This is a genomic window from Caulobacter soli (assembly GCF_011045195.1).
In the GTDB taxonomy this organism is placed as follows: Bacteria; Pseudomonadota; Alphaproteobacteria; order Caulobacterales; family Caulobacteraceae; genus Caulobacter; species Caulobacter soli.
Genome location: NZ_CP049199.1, coordinates 4203654 through 4217266 on the forward strand (window position 1 = coordinate 4203654; position 13613 = coordinate 4217266).

14 protein-coding genes and 1 pseudogene are annotated in these 13613 nt (G+C 67.7%); 6 read left to right on the plus strand and 9 right to left on the minus strand.

The window, feature by feature from the left end; genetic code table 11:
• Window positions 1–145: 145 nt before the first annotated feature.
• Window positions 146–817 carry a GntR family transcriptional regulator gene (locus tag G3M62_RS19620; RefSeq protein ID WP_165190071.1) on the minus strand — a complete coding sequence of 224 codons (672 nt, stop codon included), beginning with the start codon at window positions 815–817 and terminating at the stop codon, window positions 146–148.
• A gap of 185 nt (window positions 818–1002) precedes the next feature.
• Here G3M62_RS19620 and aptA point away from each other — a divergent pair, with 185 nt between their 5' ends.
• Both aptA and G3M62_RS19630 read left to right on the plus strand, forming a co-directional pair.
• On the plus strand, window positions 1003–2376 hold the full coding sequence (gene aptA, locus G3M62_RS19625) for an omega-aminotransferase AptA (RefSeq protein WP_205691908.1): 1374 nt from the start codon (window positions 1003–1005) through the stop codon (window positions 2374–2376).
• A 101-nt stretch (window positions 2377–2477) separates the two neighbouring features.
• On the plus strand, window positions 2478–3257 hold the full coding sequence (locus G3M62_RS19630) for a site-2 protease family protein (protein ID WP_165190073.1): 780 nt from the start codon (window positions 2478–2480) through the stop codon (window positions 3255–3257).
• On the opposite strand, the pseudogene G3M62_RS26615 reads toward G3M62_RS19630, so the two are convergent.
• Both G3M62_RS26615 and G3M62_RS19635 read right to left on the minus strand, forming a co-directional pair.
• Window positions 3258–3329: pseudogene (locus G3M62_RS26615) on the minus strand (hypothetical protein); the annotation flags it as partial. It abuts the gene before it with no gap.
• A 114-nt stretch (window positions 3330–3443) separates the two neighbouring features.
• Window positions 3444–4556, minus strand: a complete 1113-nt coding sequence (locus G3M62_RS19635) for a cache domain-containing protein (protein ID WP_165190074.1) — start codon at window positions 4554–4556, stop codon at window positions 3444–3446.
• A gap of 409 nt (window positions 4557–4965) precedes the next feature.
• Here G3M62_RS19635 and aroC point away from each other — a divergent pair, with 409 nt between their 5' ends.
• Window positions 4966–6090 (plus strand): chorismate synthase, encoded by a 1125-nt coding sequence (aroC, locus tag G3M62_RS19640; RefSeq protein WP_165190075.1) that lies wholly within the window; start codon window positions 4966–4968, stop codon window positions 6088–6090.
• Window positions 6091–6098: 8 nt separating this feature from the next.
• Here the strand turns inward: aroC and G3M62_RS19645 are convergent, their stop codons facing one another.
• Window positions 6099–6311: a hypothetical protein gene (locus G3M62_RS19645; RefSeq protein ID WP_165190076.1), complete on the minus strand. Its 213-nt coding sequence runs from the start codon at window positions 6309–6311 to the stop codon at window positions 6099–6101.
• 317 nt (window positions 6312–6628) lie between these two features.
• Between G3M62_RS19645 and G3M62_RS19650 the strand changes: the two genes are divergently transcribed.
• The gene (locus tag G3M62_RS19650; protein ID WP_165190078.1) at window positions 6629–7132 is read left to right on the plus strand and encodes a response regulator; all 504 of its coding nucleotides are present in this window, start codon (window positions 6629–6631) and stop codon (window positions 7130–7132) included.
• A gap of 74 nt (window positions 7133–7206) precedes the next feature.
• On the plus strand, window positions 7207–7437 hold the full coding sequence (locus tag G3M62_RS19655; RefSeq protein ID WP_165190080.1) for a hypothetical protein: 231 nt from the start codon (window positions 7207–7209) through the stop codon (window positions 7435–7437).
• A 152-nt stretch (window positions 7438–7589) separates the two neighbouring features.
• On the opposite strand, the gene G3M62_RS19660 is transcribed toward G3M62_RS19655, so the two are convergent.
• The 5 genes from G3M62_RS19660 to queC all read right to left on the minus strand — a co-directional run bounded on the left by G3M62_RS19660 (window position 7590) and on the right by queC (window position 10154).
• Entirely contained in the window at window positions 7590–7958 is a 369-nt protein-coding gene (locus G3M62_RS19660; RefSeq protein ID WP_165190082.1) for a YciI family protein, read from the minus strand.
• A gap of 234 nt (window positions 7959–8192) precedes the next feature.
• A complete protein-coding gene (locus G3M62_RS19665; RefSeq protein WP_165190084.1) occupies window positions 8193–8558 on the minus strand; it encodes a 6-carboxytetrahydropterin synthase in 366 nt (121 codons plus the stop codon).
• Between the two features lie 74 nt (window positions 8559–8632).
• Window positions 8633–9265 carry a 7-carboxy-7-deazaguanine synthase gene (gene queE, locus G3M62_RS19670; RefSeq protein ID WP_165190086.1) on the minus strand — a complete coding sequence of 211 codons (633 nt, stop codon included), beginning with the start codon at window positions 9263–9265 and terminating at the stop codon, window positions 8633–8635.
• On the minus strand, window positions 9262–9396 hold the full coding sequence (locus G3M62_RS26785) for a hypothetical protein (protein ID WP_281360067.1): 135 nt from the start codon (window positions 9394–9396) through the stop codon (window positions 9262–9264). Before G3M62_RS26785 ends, queE begins: the two co-directional genes overlap by 4 nt.
• Window positions 9393–10154: a 7-cyano-7-deazaguanine synthase QueC gene (gene queC / locus G3M62_RS19675; protein WP_165190088.1), complete on the minus strand. Its 762-nt coding sequence runs from the start codon at window positions 10152–10154 to the stop codon at window positions 9393–9395. The genes G3M62_RS26785 and queC overlap by 4 nt, the downstream gene beginning before the upstream one ends.
• 481 nt (window positions 10155–10635) lie before the next feature.
• Between queC and G3M62_RS19680 the strand changes: the two genes are divergently transcribed.
• Window positions 10636–13473, plus strand: a complete 2838-nt coding sequence (locus G3M62_RS19680) for a TonB-dependent receptor (RefSeq protein WP_165190090.1) — start codon at window positions 10636–10638, stop codon at window positions 13471–13473.
• Window positions 13474–13613: the final 140 nt, after the last annotated feature.

Here is a 13613-nt window from a genome sequence, read left to right on the forward strand (position 1 = left end):
TTCTCCTCACCCATGAAACGGGGGAGGTGGCGCGGCGCGCAGCGGCGCGACGCAGGGGGCGTCCAGCGGTGGCCGACGCCCCCTGCGTCACGATGCGTATTCGCATCGCGCCACCTCCCCCGCTTTGCGGGTGAGGAGGAACGGGTCACCGCCCCGCCTCCACGGCCGCGCGCATCTTGTCCATGCCCTCCGACAGGTCCGCCGCGATCGCCCGGCGGGCGGCGTCGGCGTCGCGGGCCTTGAGCGCCTCCATGGCCTCGGCGTGGCGGTCGGCGACCAGGCCGTCGGCGCCGACCCGGCCGAACACCACGCGCATGAATGGCCCCACCTGCAGCCACAGCCCGCCGGCCATGGCCAGCAGCACCTCGGCCTCGGCGCGCTCGTAGAGGGCGAAGTGGAAGTCGTGGTTGGCGGTCATGTAGGCGTCGACATCGCCCAGCTTCAGGGCGTCATCGACGGCGGCGTCCAGCTCGCGCAGGCGTTTCAGCAGGGCGGCGTCGGCGTGGGGCGCGGCGCGGGCGGCCAGCTCGGGCTCGACCCACAGGCGGGCCAGGGACAGCTGATCCAGGCGGTCGGCGGTCAGGGACGGCACCGACAGGCGCTTGTTGGCCGGATTGATCGCCAGGGCCCGCTCGGCCACCAGCCGCCGGACGGCGTCGCGCACCGGCATCGGCGACACGCCCAGCTCGCCCGCCAGGCTGCGCAAGCTGACCCCGACGCCGGGGGCGATGCGGCCGGTGATCAGCGCCTGGCGGATGGCCTCGTAGACCTGGTCGTGGATGGCCTGGCTGTCGGCGAGGGGTTTGCGCTCAACCATCGCCCCCTCCACCCAAAATCCGCTCATCCCGGCGAATGCCGGGACCCAGATGGAATGGCTCAGAAGCGGTTTCCTTGAGCTCGGCGTTCATCCGATCAGATTCCACGCTTTGGGATCTGGGTCCCGGCATTCGCCGGGATGAGCGGCCGTAAGGGCTTGCCAGATCGCATTGAACTGCGATCACAATGCACGCACCCATCCAGAACGCCAGAGCCCGAGACTTCCCCATGACCAATTTCGGCTCTCAGCCCGCGACGAACGACCTCGACGCCTTCTGGATGCCGTTCACGCCCAACCGGCGGTTCAAGGCCAATCCGCGCATGCTCAGCCATGCGCAGGACATGCACTACACCACGCCCGACGGCCGCCAGATCCTGGACGCCACCTCGGGCCTGTGGTGCGTCAACGCCGGGCACAACCGGCCCAGGATCGTCGAGGCGATCCGCAGGCAGGCCGGCGAGATGGACTACGCCCCCAGCTTCAACATGGGCCACCCGGCGGCCTTCGCCTTCGCCAGCCGCATCGCTCAGATCACCCCGCCGGGCCTGGACCGCATCTTCTTCACCGGCTCGGGCTCGGAGTCGGTCGACACCGCCCTCAAGATCGCCCTGGCCTATCACCGGGCGCGCGGCAAGGGGACCAAGACCCGGCTGATCGGCCGCGAGCGCGGCTATCACGGCGTCGGCTTCGGCGGCATCTCGGTGGGCGGCATCCCCAAGAACCGGATGTATTTCGGGTCCTTGCTGACCGGCGTCGACCACCTGCCCCACACCCACGGCGCGGCCGGCAACCTGTTCAGCCAGGGCCAGCCGAAGAACGGCGCCGAGCTGGCCGACGCCCTGGAGGCCATCGTCGCCCTGCACGACGCGTCCAACATCGCCGCCGTCATCGTCGAGCCGGTGGCGGGCTCGACCGGCGTGCTGGTGCCGCCCGAGGGCTATCTGCAACGCCTGCGGGCGATCTGCGACAAGCACGATATTCTCCTCATCTTCGACGAGGTGATCACCGGCTTCGGCCGCGTCGGCGCGCCGTTCGCGGCCGAGCGGTTCGGGGTGACGCCCGACATGATCTGCATGGCCAAGGGCCTGACCAACGCCGCCGTCCCGGCCGGCGCGGTGGCGGCCTCCGAAGGCATCTACCAGGCGATGATGGACGGCGCCGACGCCCCCATCGAGCTCTTCCACGGCTACACCTACGGCGCCCATCCCCTGGCCTGCGCGGCGGGCCTGGCGACCCTGGAGGTCTATCAGGAGGAGGGCCTGTTTCAGCGGGCGCTGGAGCTGGAGCCCTACTGGCGCGCGGCCGTGCATTCCCTGAAGGACGCCCGCCACGTGATCGACATCCGCGACTTCGGCCTGATCGCCGGCATCGAGCTGGAGCCGCGCCCGGGCGCTCCGACGGCCCGGGCGATGGCCGCGTTCGAAACGGCCTTCGACCAGGGCCTGCTGATCCGCGTGACCGGCGACATCATCGCCCTGTCGCCGCCGCTGATCATCGAGAAGGCGCAGGTGGATCAGGTGGTGGAGGTGATCCGAGGGGTGTTGGCTGGGGTGGACTGACGCAGGGGCGCCCCCTCCGTCGGCTTCGCCGCCACCTCCCCCGCTGCGCGGGTGAGGAGAGGAGGCTTGGCCCCTCCTCTCCCCTGTGCGTACAAGCCCATATGACCCTCGCCGAAGCCCGCCCCGTCAAGCCCGCGCCGATCAGCGCCAACGCCCTGATCCTGGCGGCGATCTTCGCCGCCCTGGCCTTCGCCCTGGCCCGCCTGGACGAGCCGCCGGGCGTGCTGACCTTCGCCTTCGTGATCGTCGGGTGGATCCTCAGCGTGGCGATCCACGAGTTCTGCCACGCCTTCGTGGCCTACAAGGCCGGCGACCACACGATCGTCGAGAAGGGCTATCTGTCGCTCGATCCGCTGAAATACACCGACCTGTCGACCAGCCTGGTGCTGCCGCTGGTCGTCCTGGCCATGGGCGGGATCGGCTTTCCGGGCGGGGCGGTCTATCTGCGCGACGACCTGATGCGCAGCCGGCGCGGCCGGGCCCTGGCCTCGCTGGCCGGACCGCTGGGGACGCTGGCGGTGCTGATCGGCCTGGCCGTGTGCCTGGGCGCGGACCGGGCGGTCGGCGTCGAGACCAGCCCGCTGTCGCGCGCCGCCGCTTTCCTGGCCTTCCTGCAGGCCTGGGCCCTGGTGCTGAACCTGCTGCCCCTGCCCGGCCTGGACGGCTTCGGCGTGATCCGTCCCTACCTGCCGCCGGCCCTGCAGCAACAGGCGCTGAAGTTCGGCGGCCTGGTGTTCATCGGCCTGTTCCTGGCGATCTTCTTCATCCCGGCCGTCAACGACGCCCTGTTCCGCGTGGTGCTGTCGATCACCGACCTGTTCGGCGTCTCGCGCCCGGACATCGGCGCGGGCTATCGGGCGTTCCGGTTCTGGGAGGGGTGATCGCCCTTCCTCCTCACCCGTGAAACGGGGGAGGTGGCGCGCTGCGAATACGCAGCGTGACGGAGGGGGCGTCGCGCGGCGCCTGGAAGTCCTGAAAACAAACGGAACGGCCTGGACGCCCCCTCCGTCACGCCGCCTATCGGCGCCGCGCCACCTCCCCCGCTGCGCGGGTGAGGAGAAGAGGTCCTAGGCCGCGCTCAGCTTGGCCACCGGGGCCTGGGTCACGGCCGGGCGAAAGGTCGAGGCCGATTTCTCGACCTCCGCCGTCTGGACCAGGCAGCCGTACCAGCCCATGCCTTCATAGGTCTCGTAGCCCGGCGTCAGGGCGTAGCCGATGGTCTTGGCGCCGTCGGCGTAGCTGCCCATCACGCCGCCCTTGGTGTCGAGCTTGAAGGTCTCCTCCAGCACGCCCTGGCCGTCGGAGCTGGCCAGCACCCGGTGGTTCTGGTCCAGCAGCAGCACGCGCGAGCGGGCGCGCTCTTCCTCGGTCAGCCGCACGCCGTCGACCACCGCCTGGGCCTGGGGCTTCCAGTCGAAGTGGACGCCCAGCACGCCCAGCACCTTGCCGTTGGCCTGGCCGCCCTCGCGGATGGCCGTGGCGTAGGTGGCGACCGGGGCGTCGTTCAGGGCCTTGACCCGCTCGATGTCGGCCACGGCGAAGTCGTCGCCCGACCGGGTGCGCATGGCGCTCTTGAACCACTCGGTCTCGGCCACCGAGGCGGTCTTGGCGGCCGGATACTTGTCGGGGCGGCCCGTGGCGATCACCCGGCCCTGCGGGTCGGCGATCCATAGGTCGAGATAGACGGTGTAGGCGTCCAGGATCACCCTCAGCCGCTGGCTGGCATAGGCGCAGGCCTCGCGGGTGGGCGCGGCGACGCAGTCGACCACGGCGCTGTCGGTGGCCCACCAGCGCACGTCGCAGGTGCGCTCATAGAGGTTGCGGTCGATAATCTCGATGGCGTTCAGGGCCAGGTCGACCAGGCGCTGGCCGCGCAGGTGGCCCAGGATCGCCCCGCCGATCTTGGTCAGCTCGTTGAGGTCGGCGCGCACCTGGCTCTCCAGGGCGGCGGCCACCACGTCGATCTGGGTGGAGATGGTCTTGAACTCTTCGGCCACGATCGCGAAGCCGCGTCCCGCCTCGCCCGCGCGGGCGGCGACGATCAGGGCGTTGATGGCCAGCATCTTGGCCGAGCGGTTGACGTAGGCGATCTCGCCGATCTTCTCGCCAGCGACGTGGCTCAGGCGCTCGCTGAGCTCCAGGATGCGCTCTGGGCGGAGGCTGGCGTCTTCATCGGACATGATGGGTTTCCCCCGAAACCGGCGGCGGGATCCGAACAGCCGAATCACTCGCCAGACGAGCGAGGATGACACCAGTGTCAGGTTCACGGGATGGGGGCGGACAATTGGTCGCGCGTTTTTCGCCCTTCAGCGGCAACTCGACCCCCGCATGCTTGAAGTTGCAGCAAATCTTGCCCGAGACCGCCCTAAGGTTAATCACGATTGTGGCGAGCGCTGTCAGACGTTTGTCACCTCTCCAGCGCGGCGCGCAGGAGGGTTGAGCGATTGCGCCCTTGGAGTTTTCTCAAGACGCCCTGCCGGCGCGCCGTCGAACGTCTTACCCCCTCCCCCTCCCATGCTGCGCATGGGTCTCTCCCTCTCCCATGGGAGAGGGTTCAATGAGGCGTCGCTTTCCGCTACACCGCCCCCCATGTCGCACAACACCTTCGGTCACCTGTTCCGCGTCACCACCTGGGGCGAAAGCCACGGTCCGGCCCTGGGCTGCGTGGTCGACGGCGTTCCGCCGGGGATCGCCATCAGCGCCGAGGCCATCCAGGCCTTCCTCGACAAGCGCCGCCCCGGCCAGGGCAAGTTCGTCACCCAGCGCCAGGAGCCGGACGCCGTGCGCATCCTGTCGGGCGTGTTCGAGGACGAGCGCAGCGACGGCCTGCGCACCACCGGCACGCCGATCAGCCTGATGATCGACAACACCGACCAGCGCTCCAAGGACTATGGCGAGATCGCCCAGGCCTTCCGCCCGGGTCATGCCGACTATCCCTATTTCGCCAAGTACGGCGTGCGCGACTATCGCGGCGGCGGGCGCAGTTCGGCGCGCGAGACGGCCGCGCGGGTGGCGGCCGGCGCGGTGGCGCGGCTGGTGATCCCGGGCGTGACCGTGCGCGCGGCCCTGGTGCAGATCGGCCCGCACGCCATCGACCGCGCCAATTGGGACTGGGACCAGACGGGCGAGAACCCCTACTGGTCGCCGGACGCAGCGATTATCCCCGTGTGGGAAGAGCATCTGGAGAAGGTCCGCAAGGCCGGCTCCTCGACCGGCGCGATCGTCGAGGTCGAGGCGACTGGCGTGCCCGCTGGCTGGGGCGCGCCGCTCTACGGCAAGCTGGACGCCGAACTGGCCGCGGCCCTGATGTCGATCAACGCCGCCAAGGGCGTGGAGATCGGCGAGGGCTTCGCCAGCGCCGCGCTATCGGGCGAGGACAACGCCGACCAGATGCGCATGGGTAATGACGGCCCGGTGTTCCTGAGCAACCACGCCGGAGGCGTGCTGGGCGGCCTATCGACGGGCCAGCCGGTGGTGGCGCGCGTGGCCTTCAAGCCGACCTCGTCGATCCTGACGCCGCGCGAGAGCGTCAACGAGGCGGGCCAGGAGGTCGACCTGCGCACCAAGGGTCGCCACGATCCGTGCGTGGGCATTCGCGGGGTGCCGGTGGTCGAGGCGATGACGGCCTGCGTGCTGGCCGACGCCTTCCTGCGCCATCGCGGCCAGACGGGCGGCGGAACGTTCGTTCCGGGGATCGACGGGCGCCAGGGCTAGCCCCTATCCTACCCCTTCCGCGCCTCGGGCCATTCCTCGGGACGCATGATCATCGTGGGGCGCAAAAACGGCGAACGGACGCGATCGTAGTCTTGCACATCAAGATCTCGACAGATGATCTCAAGCAATTCGCCGCCGCTGACCTCCGGCGGGGGCTCCTGGTGCGTCTGGCGCCAAAGCTCGAGAGCTTCACGCTTGATAAGTTCGTCACGAGACGCCATCGGCCAAAATCCTCCAGCCAAACAACTCTCTAGCGATGCGACTCGTTCCTATGTTTTTCGTTGACAAAAGGTAATCAAGCGCTGCCGACGTTAATGATAGTCTGATCGTCAGCGACCGGAAAACTCAAGGCAACGCCCGGTCCAGCCCCCAGCCACGGGCTCCGGGCAGACCCCGCGACCTAATGTCGCGAACCCGACTTATGACTGAAAACATTGATGTTTTCGGTGAATTACCGATTGACCGTTTGTTGCGGCCCCGTAACGTTCAGCCCAAGCGGCGCGCCAGACGCCGTGTCCCATGAACGAGGCGAGAGCGGGTGCGCTTCGATCTCCTGAAGATCCTGTTGGTCGACGACAATCAGCACATGCGCATGGTGCTGACCGAGATCCTGCGGGCGCTGGGCGTGCGGCAGATCTTCGAGGCGCTGGACGGCGCCGAGGCGCTGGCGCTGCTGCGCGACACCGAGATGGACCTGATCATGACGGACCTGACCATGGGTCCGCTGGACGGCATCGACTTCGTCAACCTGCTGCGCAACTCGTCCGACAGCCCCGCCCCGTTCGCCCCCGTGATCATGATCACCGGCCACTCCACCCAGCGCCGGGTCAAGGAGGCGCGCGACGCCGGGGTCAACGAGTTCCTGGCCAAGCCGGTGACGGCGCGCGGCGTGATCCACCGCATCAACCTGATCATCGAGCACCCCCGCCCGTTCATCCGCTGCCCCGACTATTTCGGCCCCGACCGCCGGCGGCGCGCCGAGCCGGGGTTCAGGGGACCCTGGCGGCGCCAAGGGGATCACGAGGTGGTGGACGTGTCGTGACGCGGCCATCAGACGCGGAGACCCTTAACCCGCCCCGGGCTAGAAGGCTCGCACCCACCCCCGTGAGCTTGCCCATGTCCGCGCGTCGCCTGCCCCTCGTCCTCGCCCTGCTCGCCCTGGCGACCACCACCCAGGGCTGCCTGGCCGTCGCCGCCGGCGGGGCCGTGGTCGGCGCGGCCGGAGCCGTGGTCGGAACCACCGGCAAGGTCGTGGTCGGCGCCGGCAAGGCAGTGATCCCGGGAGAGAGCAAGAGCGACCGGGAAAAGCGCGAATTCAAAGCGTGGAAGAAGGCGCAGCGGGACTAAAGATCCTCCCCCTGTGGGGGAGGTGTCGGCGAAGCCGACGGAGGGGGGGAGTGTTCGGCAGATAGCCGCGCATCTAGCCCTCGCCCCTAAAACTCCCCCCACCGATCGCTGCGCGATCGCCTCCCCCACGGGGGAGGACCTGTTGGCGAAACCTAGCCCGCGATCGCCCCCGGCAGGTACAGCCGCATCGGCCGCACTTCGTAGGCTCCGCCGGGATTGGCCACGCCCAGCTCGCGGGCGATGGCCAGGGCCTCGTCCATGTCGGCGACGTCCAGGGTGTAGAAGCCCAGGAACTGCTCCTTGGTCTCGGCATACGGGCCGTCGACCACGAAGGGGGCTTCGGTCTTGACCAGGGTCTTGGCGCTGTCGGTGCCGGTCAGACGGCCGGACGGGCCCATCTTGCCCTCGGCGAGCAGGCGGTCATGGACGACGGAGAGGCGGCCCATGACGGCGGCGTCCTGCTCCGGGGTCCAGCCCAGGACCTCGGTCTCGTTGTTGTAGCACAGCAGCATGAAGAGCATGGGCGACCTTCCCTGGCGTCATGGGACGCTAGGGATAGGGCACGGACGCGCGCGACGGAAGACCGGCGTTTTACAACAACCCCAAACACCGCTCATCCCGGCGAACGCCGGGACCCAGATCCCATGGCGGTGCGGCTGATTGGGCGGTGCGGCTGATTGGAAGAGCTCCGAGCCCTTGGCGTCAGCCTCAAAGCCATTCCATCTGGGTCCCGGCGTTCGCCGGGATGAGTGGATTTATAAGGTCAGCGCGCAGCTTTCGCCGATGGTCGGGCGCGAGATCACCACGCGCGACAGGCCCGGGAACTGGGGCGTCAGGCGTTCGGCGAAGTAGAGGCACAGGCGCTCCAGGGTCGGGCTCTCCAGCCCCGGGCGGTCATTGAGCAGGCCGTGGTCCAGCTCGGCGGCCACCGCCTTGACCGCGCCGTCCAGGGTGTCGAGGTCGGCGACCCAGCCGGCGTCCTGCATGGTGCCGCGCACGCTGGCCTCCACCTTGAACGAGTGGCCGTGCAGCTTGCGATAGCGATGGTCGGCGGGACCTTGCTCGATGTAATGCGCCGCGTCGAAATGCGCGGCCTTCGTGATCTCGAAGACGGGCTTCATCAGGGTACTTCTTTTGACAAGGCCTGGGAGGCTCTAGCGGCTCGACCCTGTCACCAAGTCGAGCGCCTTATCCGTCAGGGCAGGCCGAGATATTTGTGCGTTTGGACGCTTAAACGCCATTGTGGGTGCGAAAGGCAATAGGCGACGGCCAATTGCGTGTTCCGCTCGCGGTCCGGGCCGTCCATCGGCTGGAGGTAGAAGCGCTCGAAATCCAGGGCCGCGAAGCGCTCGGGCAGGGCCTTGTCCTGCGGATAGACCAGCTTCAGTTCCTGGCCTCGGGTCTGGACGACGGGGGCGTCAGCCTTGGGGCTGATGCAGACCCAGTCGATGCCTTCGGGGGCGACCACGGTGCCGTTGCTTTCGCAGGCGATCATGAAGCCGCGCGCGTGCAGGGCGTCGATGGCGGCGGCGTCCAGCTGCAGCAGCGGCTCGCCGCCGGTGCAGACCACCAGGCGATCGTTCGGCCCGCCGGTCCAGGCGGCCTCGACCGCGTCGGCCAGGGCGTCGGCCGTGGCGAACTTGCCGCCGCCCTCGCCGTCCGTGCCGACGAAGTCGGTGTCGCAGAACGTGCAGACGGCCTTGTGGCGGTCCTGCTCACGGCCGGTCCACAGGTTGCAGCCGGCGAACCGGCAGAACACCGCGGCCTTGCCGGCCTGGCCGCCCTCGCCCTGCAGGGTGAGGAAGATTTCCTTGACGGTGTAGGTCATCGGGCCGCGCCGATCTTGCCCAAACCCGTCTCCCCGGCGAAGGCCGGGGCCCAGGTGAAACCCACGAGCCGCTCAGGATGAACCTGGGTCCCGGCCTTCGCCGGGAAAACGGAAGAAAAAGGCGCGATCATGCGAGCTCCAGACGCCCCGCCGCGTCCCATTCCTCATACCCCTTCTCGCGCAGCTCGCACGCCGGGCACTCGCCGCACCCATGCCCCCAGGCGTGGAGTTCGCCGCGGTCGCCCTGGTAGCAGGTGTGGCTCTCGACCACGATCAGGTCGACCAGGTCCTCGCCGCCCAGGGTCTTGGCCAGGGCCCAGGTTTCGGCCTTGGTCAGCTTCATCAGCGGGGTCTCGATGACGAAGTCGCGGTCCATGCCCAGGTTCAGGGCGCTTTGCATGGCGTCCAGCGTGTCGCGGCGGCAGTCGGGATAGCCGGAGAAATCGGTCTCGCACATGCCGCCGACCAGCGCCCCCAGGCCCCGGCGGTCGGCCAAGGCGGCGGCGTAGATCAGGAACACCAGGTTGCGGCCGGGCACGAAGGTGGACGGCAGGCCGCGCTCGGTCATCTCGATGGCGACGTCGGCGGTCAGGGCGCTCTGGGCCACGGCGCCGAAGCCGGTCAGGTCCAGCACGTGATCCTCGCCCAGGCGGTCGGCCCAGTGCGGGAAGCGCTCGATCATCTGATGGCGCACGGCCTGGCGGGCCTGCATCTCGATCACGTGGCGCTGGCCATAGTCGAAGCCGACGGTCTCGACCCGGGCGTAGCGCTCCAGGGCCCAGGCCAGGCAGACGCTGGAGTCCTGGCCGCCGGAGAACAGCACCAGGGCGGCGTCGGCGCGCCCGCCAGACTTGGCGCCGGCCGGTTGGGAAACTTGGGAGGTGGACATGGCGTCTCTCTACACGAGGCCGGCGCGGTTGGCACGGGGGTGCGCGCCCTCGGTCGCGGTCGTGGGTGTGTGTCCCCAACCGCACGCCTCGAACATTTGTTTCGAACAGCGATATTTGAGCTGTACCTTCGGCGCGAATGGGACACTATGAACCACGCGCGGCGACCAGTCGCGCCTGGGTTTTCTGGCCTGAAACCACGCTTGACGTTGCGTCATGCGCCGGACCGGCTTTTCTAATTTCAGCGAAAACTTACATGTTCGAGGTTAATGTGACCTTGGGTAAAGTGAAAACGTGTAACCTATCAATGATTACCTACCGTAAGACCGGTTGACAGCCTCACAGGCCAAGTATGCAATCGACCTTATGCTGCGAGGGGTCGGTCGTACGCCCGCGTAGTGTTTAAAAGTACGGCGCCGAGGAAACAACGCGACGTCCGCAGGGTCCGCCATAAGGAGCCGCGACGTCCAGGGAGGGAATAGAATGTCGCAATCTCTGCGTATGCGGAGCGTGCTGGCCATGGGCGCGTCCGTCGCCGTGCTGGCCGCCGTCGCCGCCCCAGCCTTCGCTCAAACCACTCCGGCCAAACCAGCCGCCCAGCAGGGCGGCGGCAACGTGCTCGAGGAACTGGTCGTCACCGCCCAGAAAAAGGAAGAGGCCCTGCAGGACGTGCCGATCGCGGTGTCGGCCTTCAGCCAGGACAGCCTGGAAGCGCAGAAGATCGACGGCGGCCCGAACTTGCAACAGGCCATCCCGAACGTCACCTTCGCCAAGGGCAACTTCACCAACAGCTTCAACTTCGCGATCCGCGGCATCGGCAACAAGGCCGTCGGCGTCTCGACCGACGGCGGCGTCGGCGTGCACGAGAACAACGCCCCGCTGCAGTCGGGCAACCTGTTCGACGCCGAGTTCTTCGACGTGGAGCGCGTCGAGGTGCTGCGGGGCCCGCAAGGCACCCTCTACGGCCGCAACGCCACCGGCGGCGTGGTCAACATCATCACCGCCAAGCCCACCGGCGACTTCGAGGCCAATATCCGGGCCGAGGTCGGCAACTACGGCACCGAGAAGGTGCGCGGCATGATCAACATGCCGATCCTGGGCGACAAGCTGGCGATCCGCGTGGCCGGCAACTACCTCAAGCGCGACGGCTTCGTCACCAACACCTTCAACGACCACAAGGTCGACGACCGCGACCTGTACTCGACCCGCGTGTCGGTGATGTTCAATCCCATCGACAGCCTGCGCACCAACTTCATGTGGGAGCACTTCAAGGAAGACGACAGCCGCGCCCGCGTCGGCAAGCAGCTGTGCACCAAGGACAACGGCCCAGCCACGGTGGGCGGCGTGCCCAGCGGCGCGGCCCGCGCCTTCCTGAGCCAGGGCTGCCTGCCCGCCTCGCTGTACGGCGACAGCGCCTATGGCACGGTCAACACCTCGGGCACCCTGACCGGCGAGCTGGGCAACATCTTCGGCTTCACCAGCGGCGACGCCAACGCCGGCGACACCGCCAGCCGCAACCTGCGTGAGATCGAAAGCCTGTTCGATCCGATCTACCAGTCCAAGTCCGACATCTACCAGTTCAACCTGGACTACGACATCACCCCGAGCCTGACGTTCACGGCCCTGACCTCGTACAGCAAGGGCAACGTCTATACGAAGCTGGACTACAACCGGAACGTCTCGACCGTTCCGTTCAACAACACCCCCTTCACGCCGGGCGGCTTCTTCACCGACCCGCAGGTGGGCACCACCAACAAGTTCACCACGCTGGACGTGTCCTCGGGCGACGCCAAGCAGTGGAGCCAGGAATTCCGCCTGCAGTCGAACTTCGACGGCCCGCTGAACTTCAACGTCGGCGGCATCTATTTCGACTACAAGACCACCACCGACTACTACGTGATCGGCAACTCGCTGACCCTGTCGGCCCTGGCCCTGAACTTCCAGAAGACCGGCAATCCGCAGTGCAACCCGGTCACCCTGCCGACCACCTGCATCGGCATCGATCCCAACGCCACGCCGGACGGCAGCGGCCACAACTATTATGACAACCGCTCGCCCTATCACCTGAAGTCGAACGCCCTGTTCGGCGAACTGTACTGGCAGGCCAACGAGAAGCTGAAGTTCACCCTGGGCCTGCGCCGCACCCACGACGACAAGCGCCTGGAAGTCTTCGACACCGTGCTGCTGGCGCCGGGCATCGGCCTCAAGCAAAGCACCACCGATCCGGAAGAAAAGTCGGTCTTCGACGAGCTGACCGGCCGCTTCGGCTTCGACTACAAGCTGACCGACGACAACCTGCTCTACGCCTTCTATTCCAAGGGCTACAAGGGCGGCGGCTCCAACCCGCCGGCGGCGGTGGGCTCGGCGGTCAAGCCGCAGTTCGATCCCGAATTCGTCAACGCCTATGAAATCGGTTCGAAGAACACCCTGCTGGGCGGCAGCGTGATGCTGAACGCCACCGGCTTCTACTACGACTATCAGGGCTACCAGATCTCCAAGATCGTCAGCCGCACCTCGGTCAACGAGAACATTGACGCCAAGGTCTGGGGCCTGGAGCTGGAAACCCTCTGGTCGCCGGTCCACAACCTGAAGCTCAACGCCAACATCGGCTATCTCGACACCAAGATCGCCAAGGGCGCGACGTCGATCGACACGATGAACCGCACCCAGAGCAACCCGGCCTACACCGTGGTCAAGGCGGGTCCCAGCCTGCCCAACGCCGCGGTCGGCTCCAACTGCGTGCTGACCACCGCCGGGGTCGCCACCCTGATCGCGGCCGGCGCCGGCAGCGCCGTGCCGTTCGCCTGCGGCGGCCCGCAGGTGTTCCAGGCCTTCCTGCAGACCCCGGCCGCGGCCGGCGGCGGCGGCCAGTCGGCGGGCGCCGCGGCCTTCCTGGCCAACGCCACGGGCCTCTACAACTACGGCGCCGGCTATACGATCGAAGGAACCTCGGCGGACCTGTCGGGCAACGAGCTGCCCAACTCGCCGCACTGGACCACCTCGGTCGGCGCCCAGTACACCTGGGACTTCGCGGGCGGCTGGTCGGCCACCCTGCGCGGCGACTACTACCGCCAGAGCAAGCAGTTCACCCGCGTCTACAACACCGCCTACGACCAGCTGCGGTCGTGGAACAACGCCAACATCACCCTGAAGATCGAGAAGCCCGAGTGGGGCCTGCAGGTCGACGCCTACGTCAAGAACCTGTCGAACAAGACCCCGATCACCGACGCCTACACCACCGACGACAGCTCGGGCCTGTTCACCAACCTGATCACCCTGGAGCCCCGCCTCTACGGCGTCAGCGTCCAGAAGTCGTTCTAGTCACCGCCTCACGGCGGACACGGAAAGGGCGGCGGAGCGATCCGCCGCCCTTTTTTTGCGTTTGAGGGTCGGTGCGTGGTCCTCGTCCTTCGACAAGCTCAGGATGAGGACCATGGCGCAGGCCTTGGCATTAGAAACCC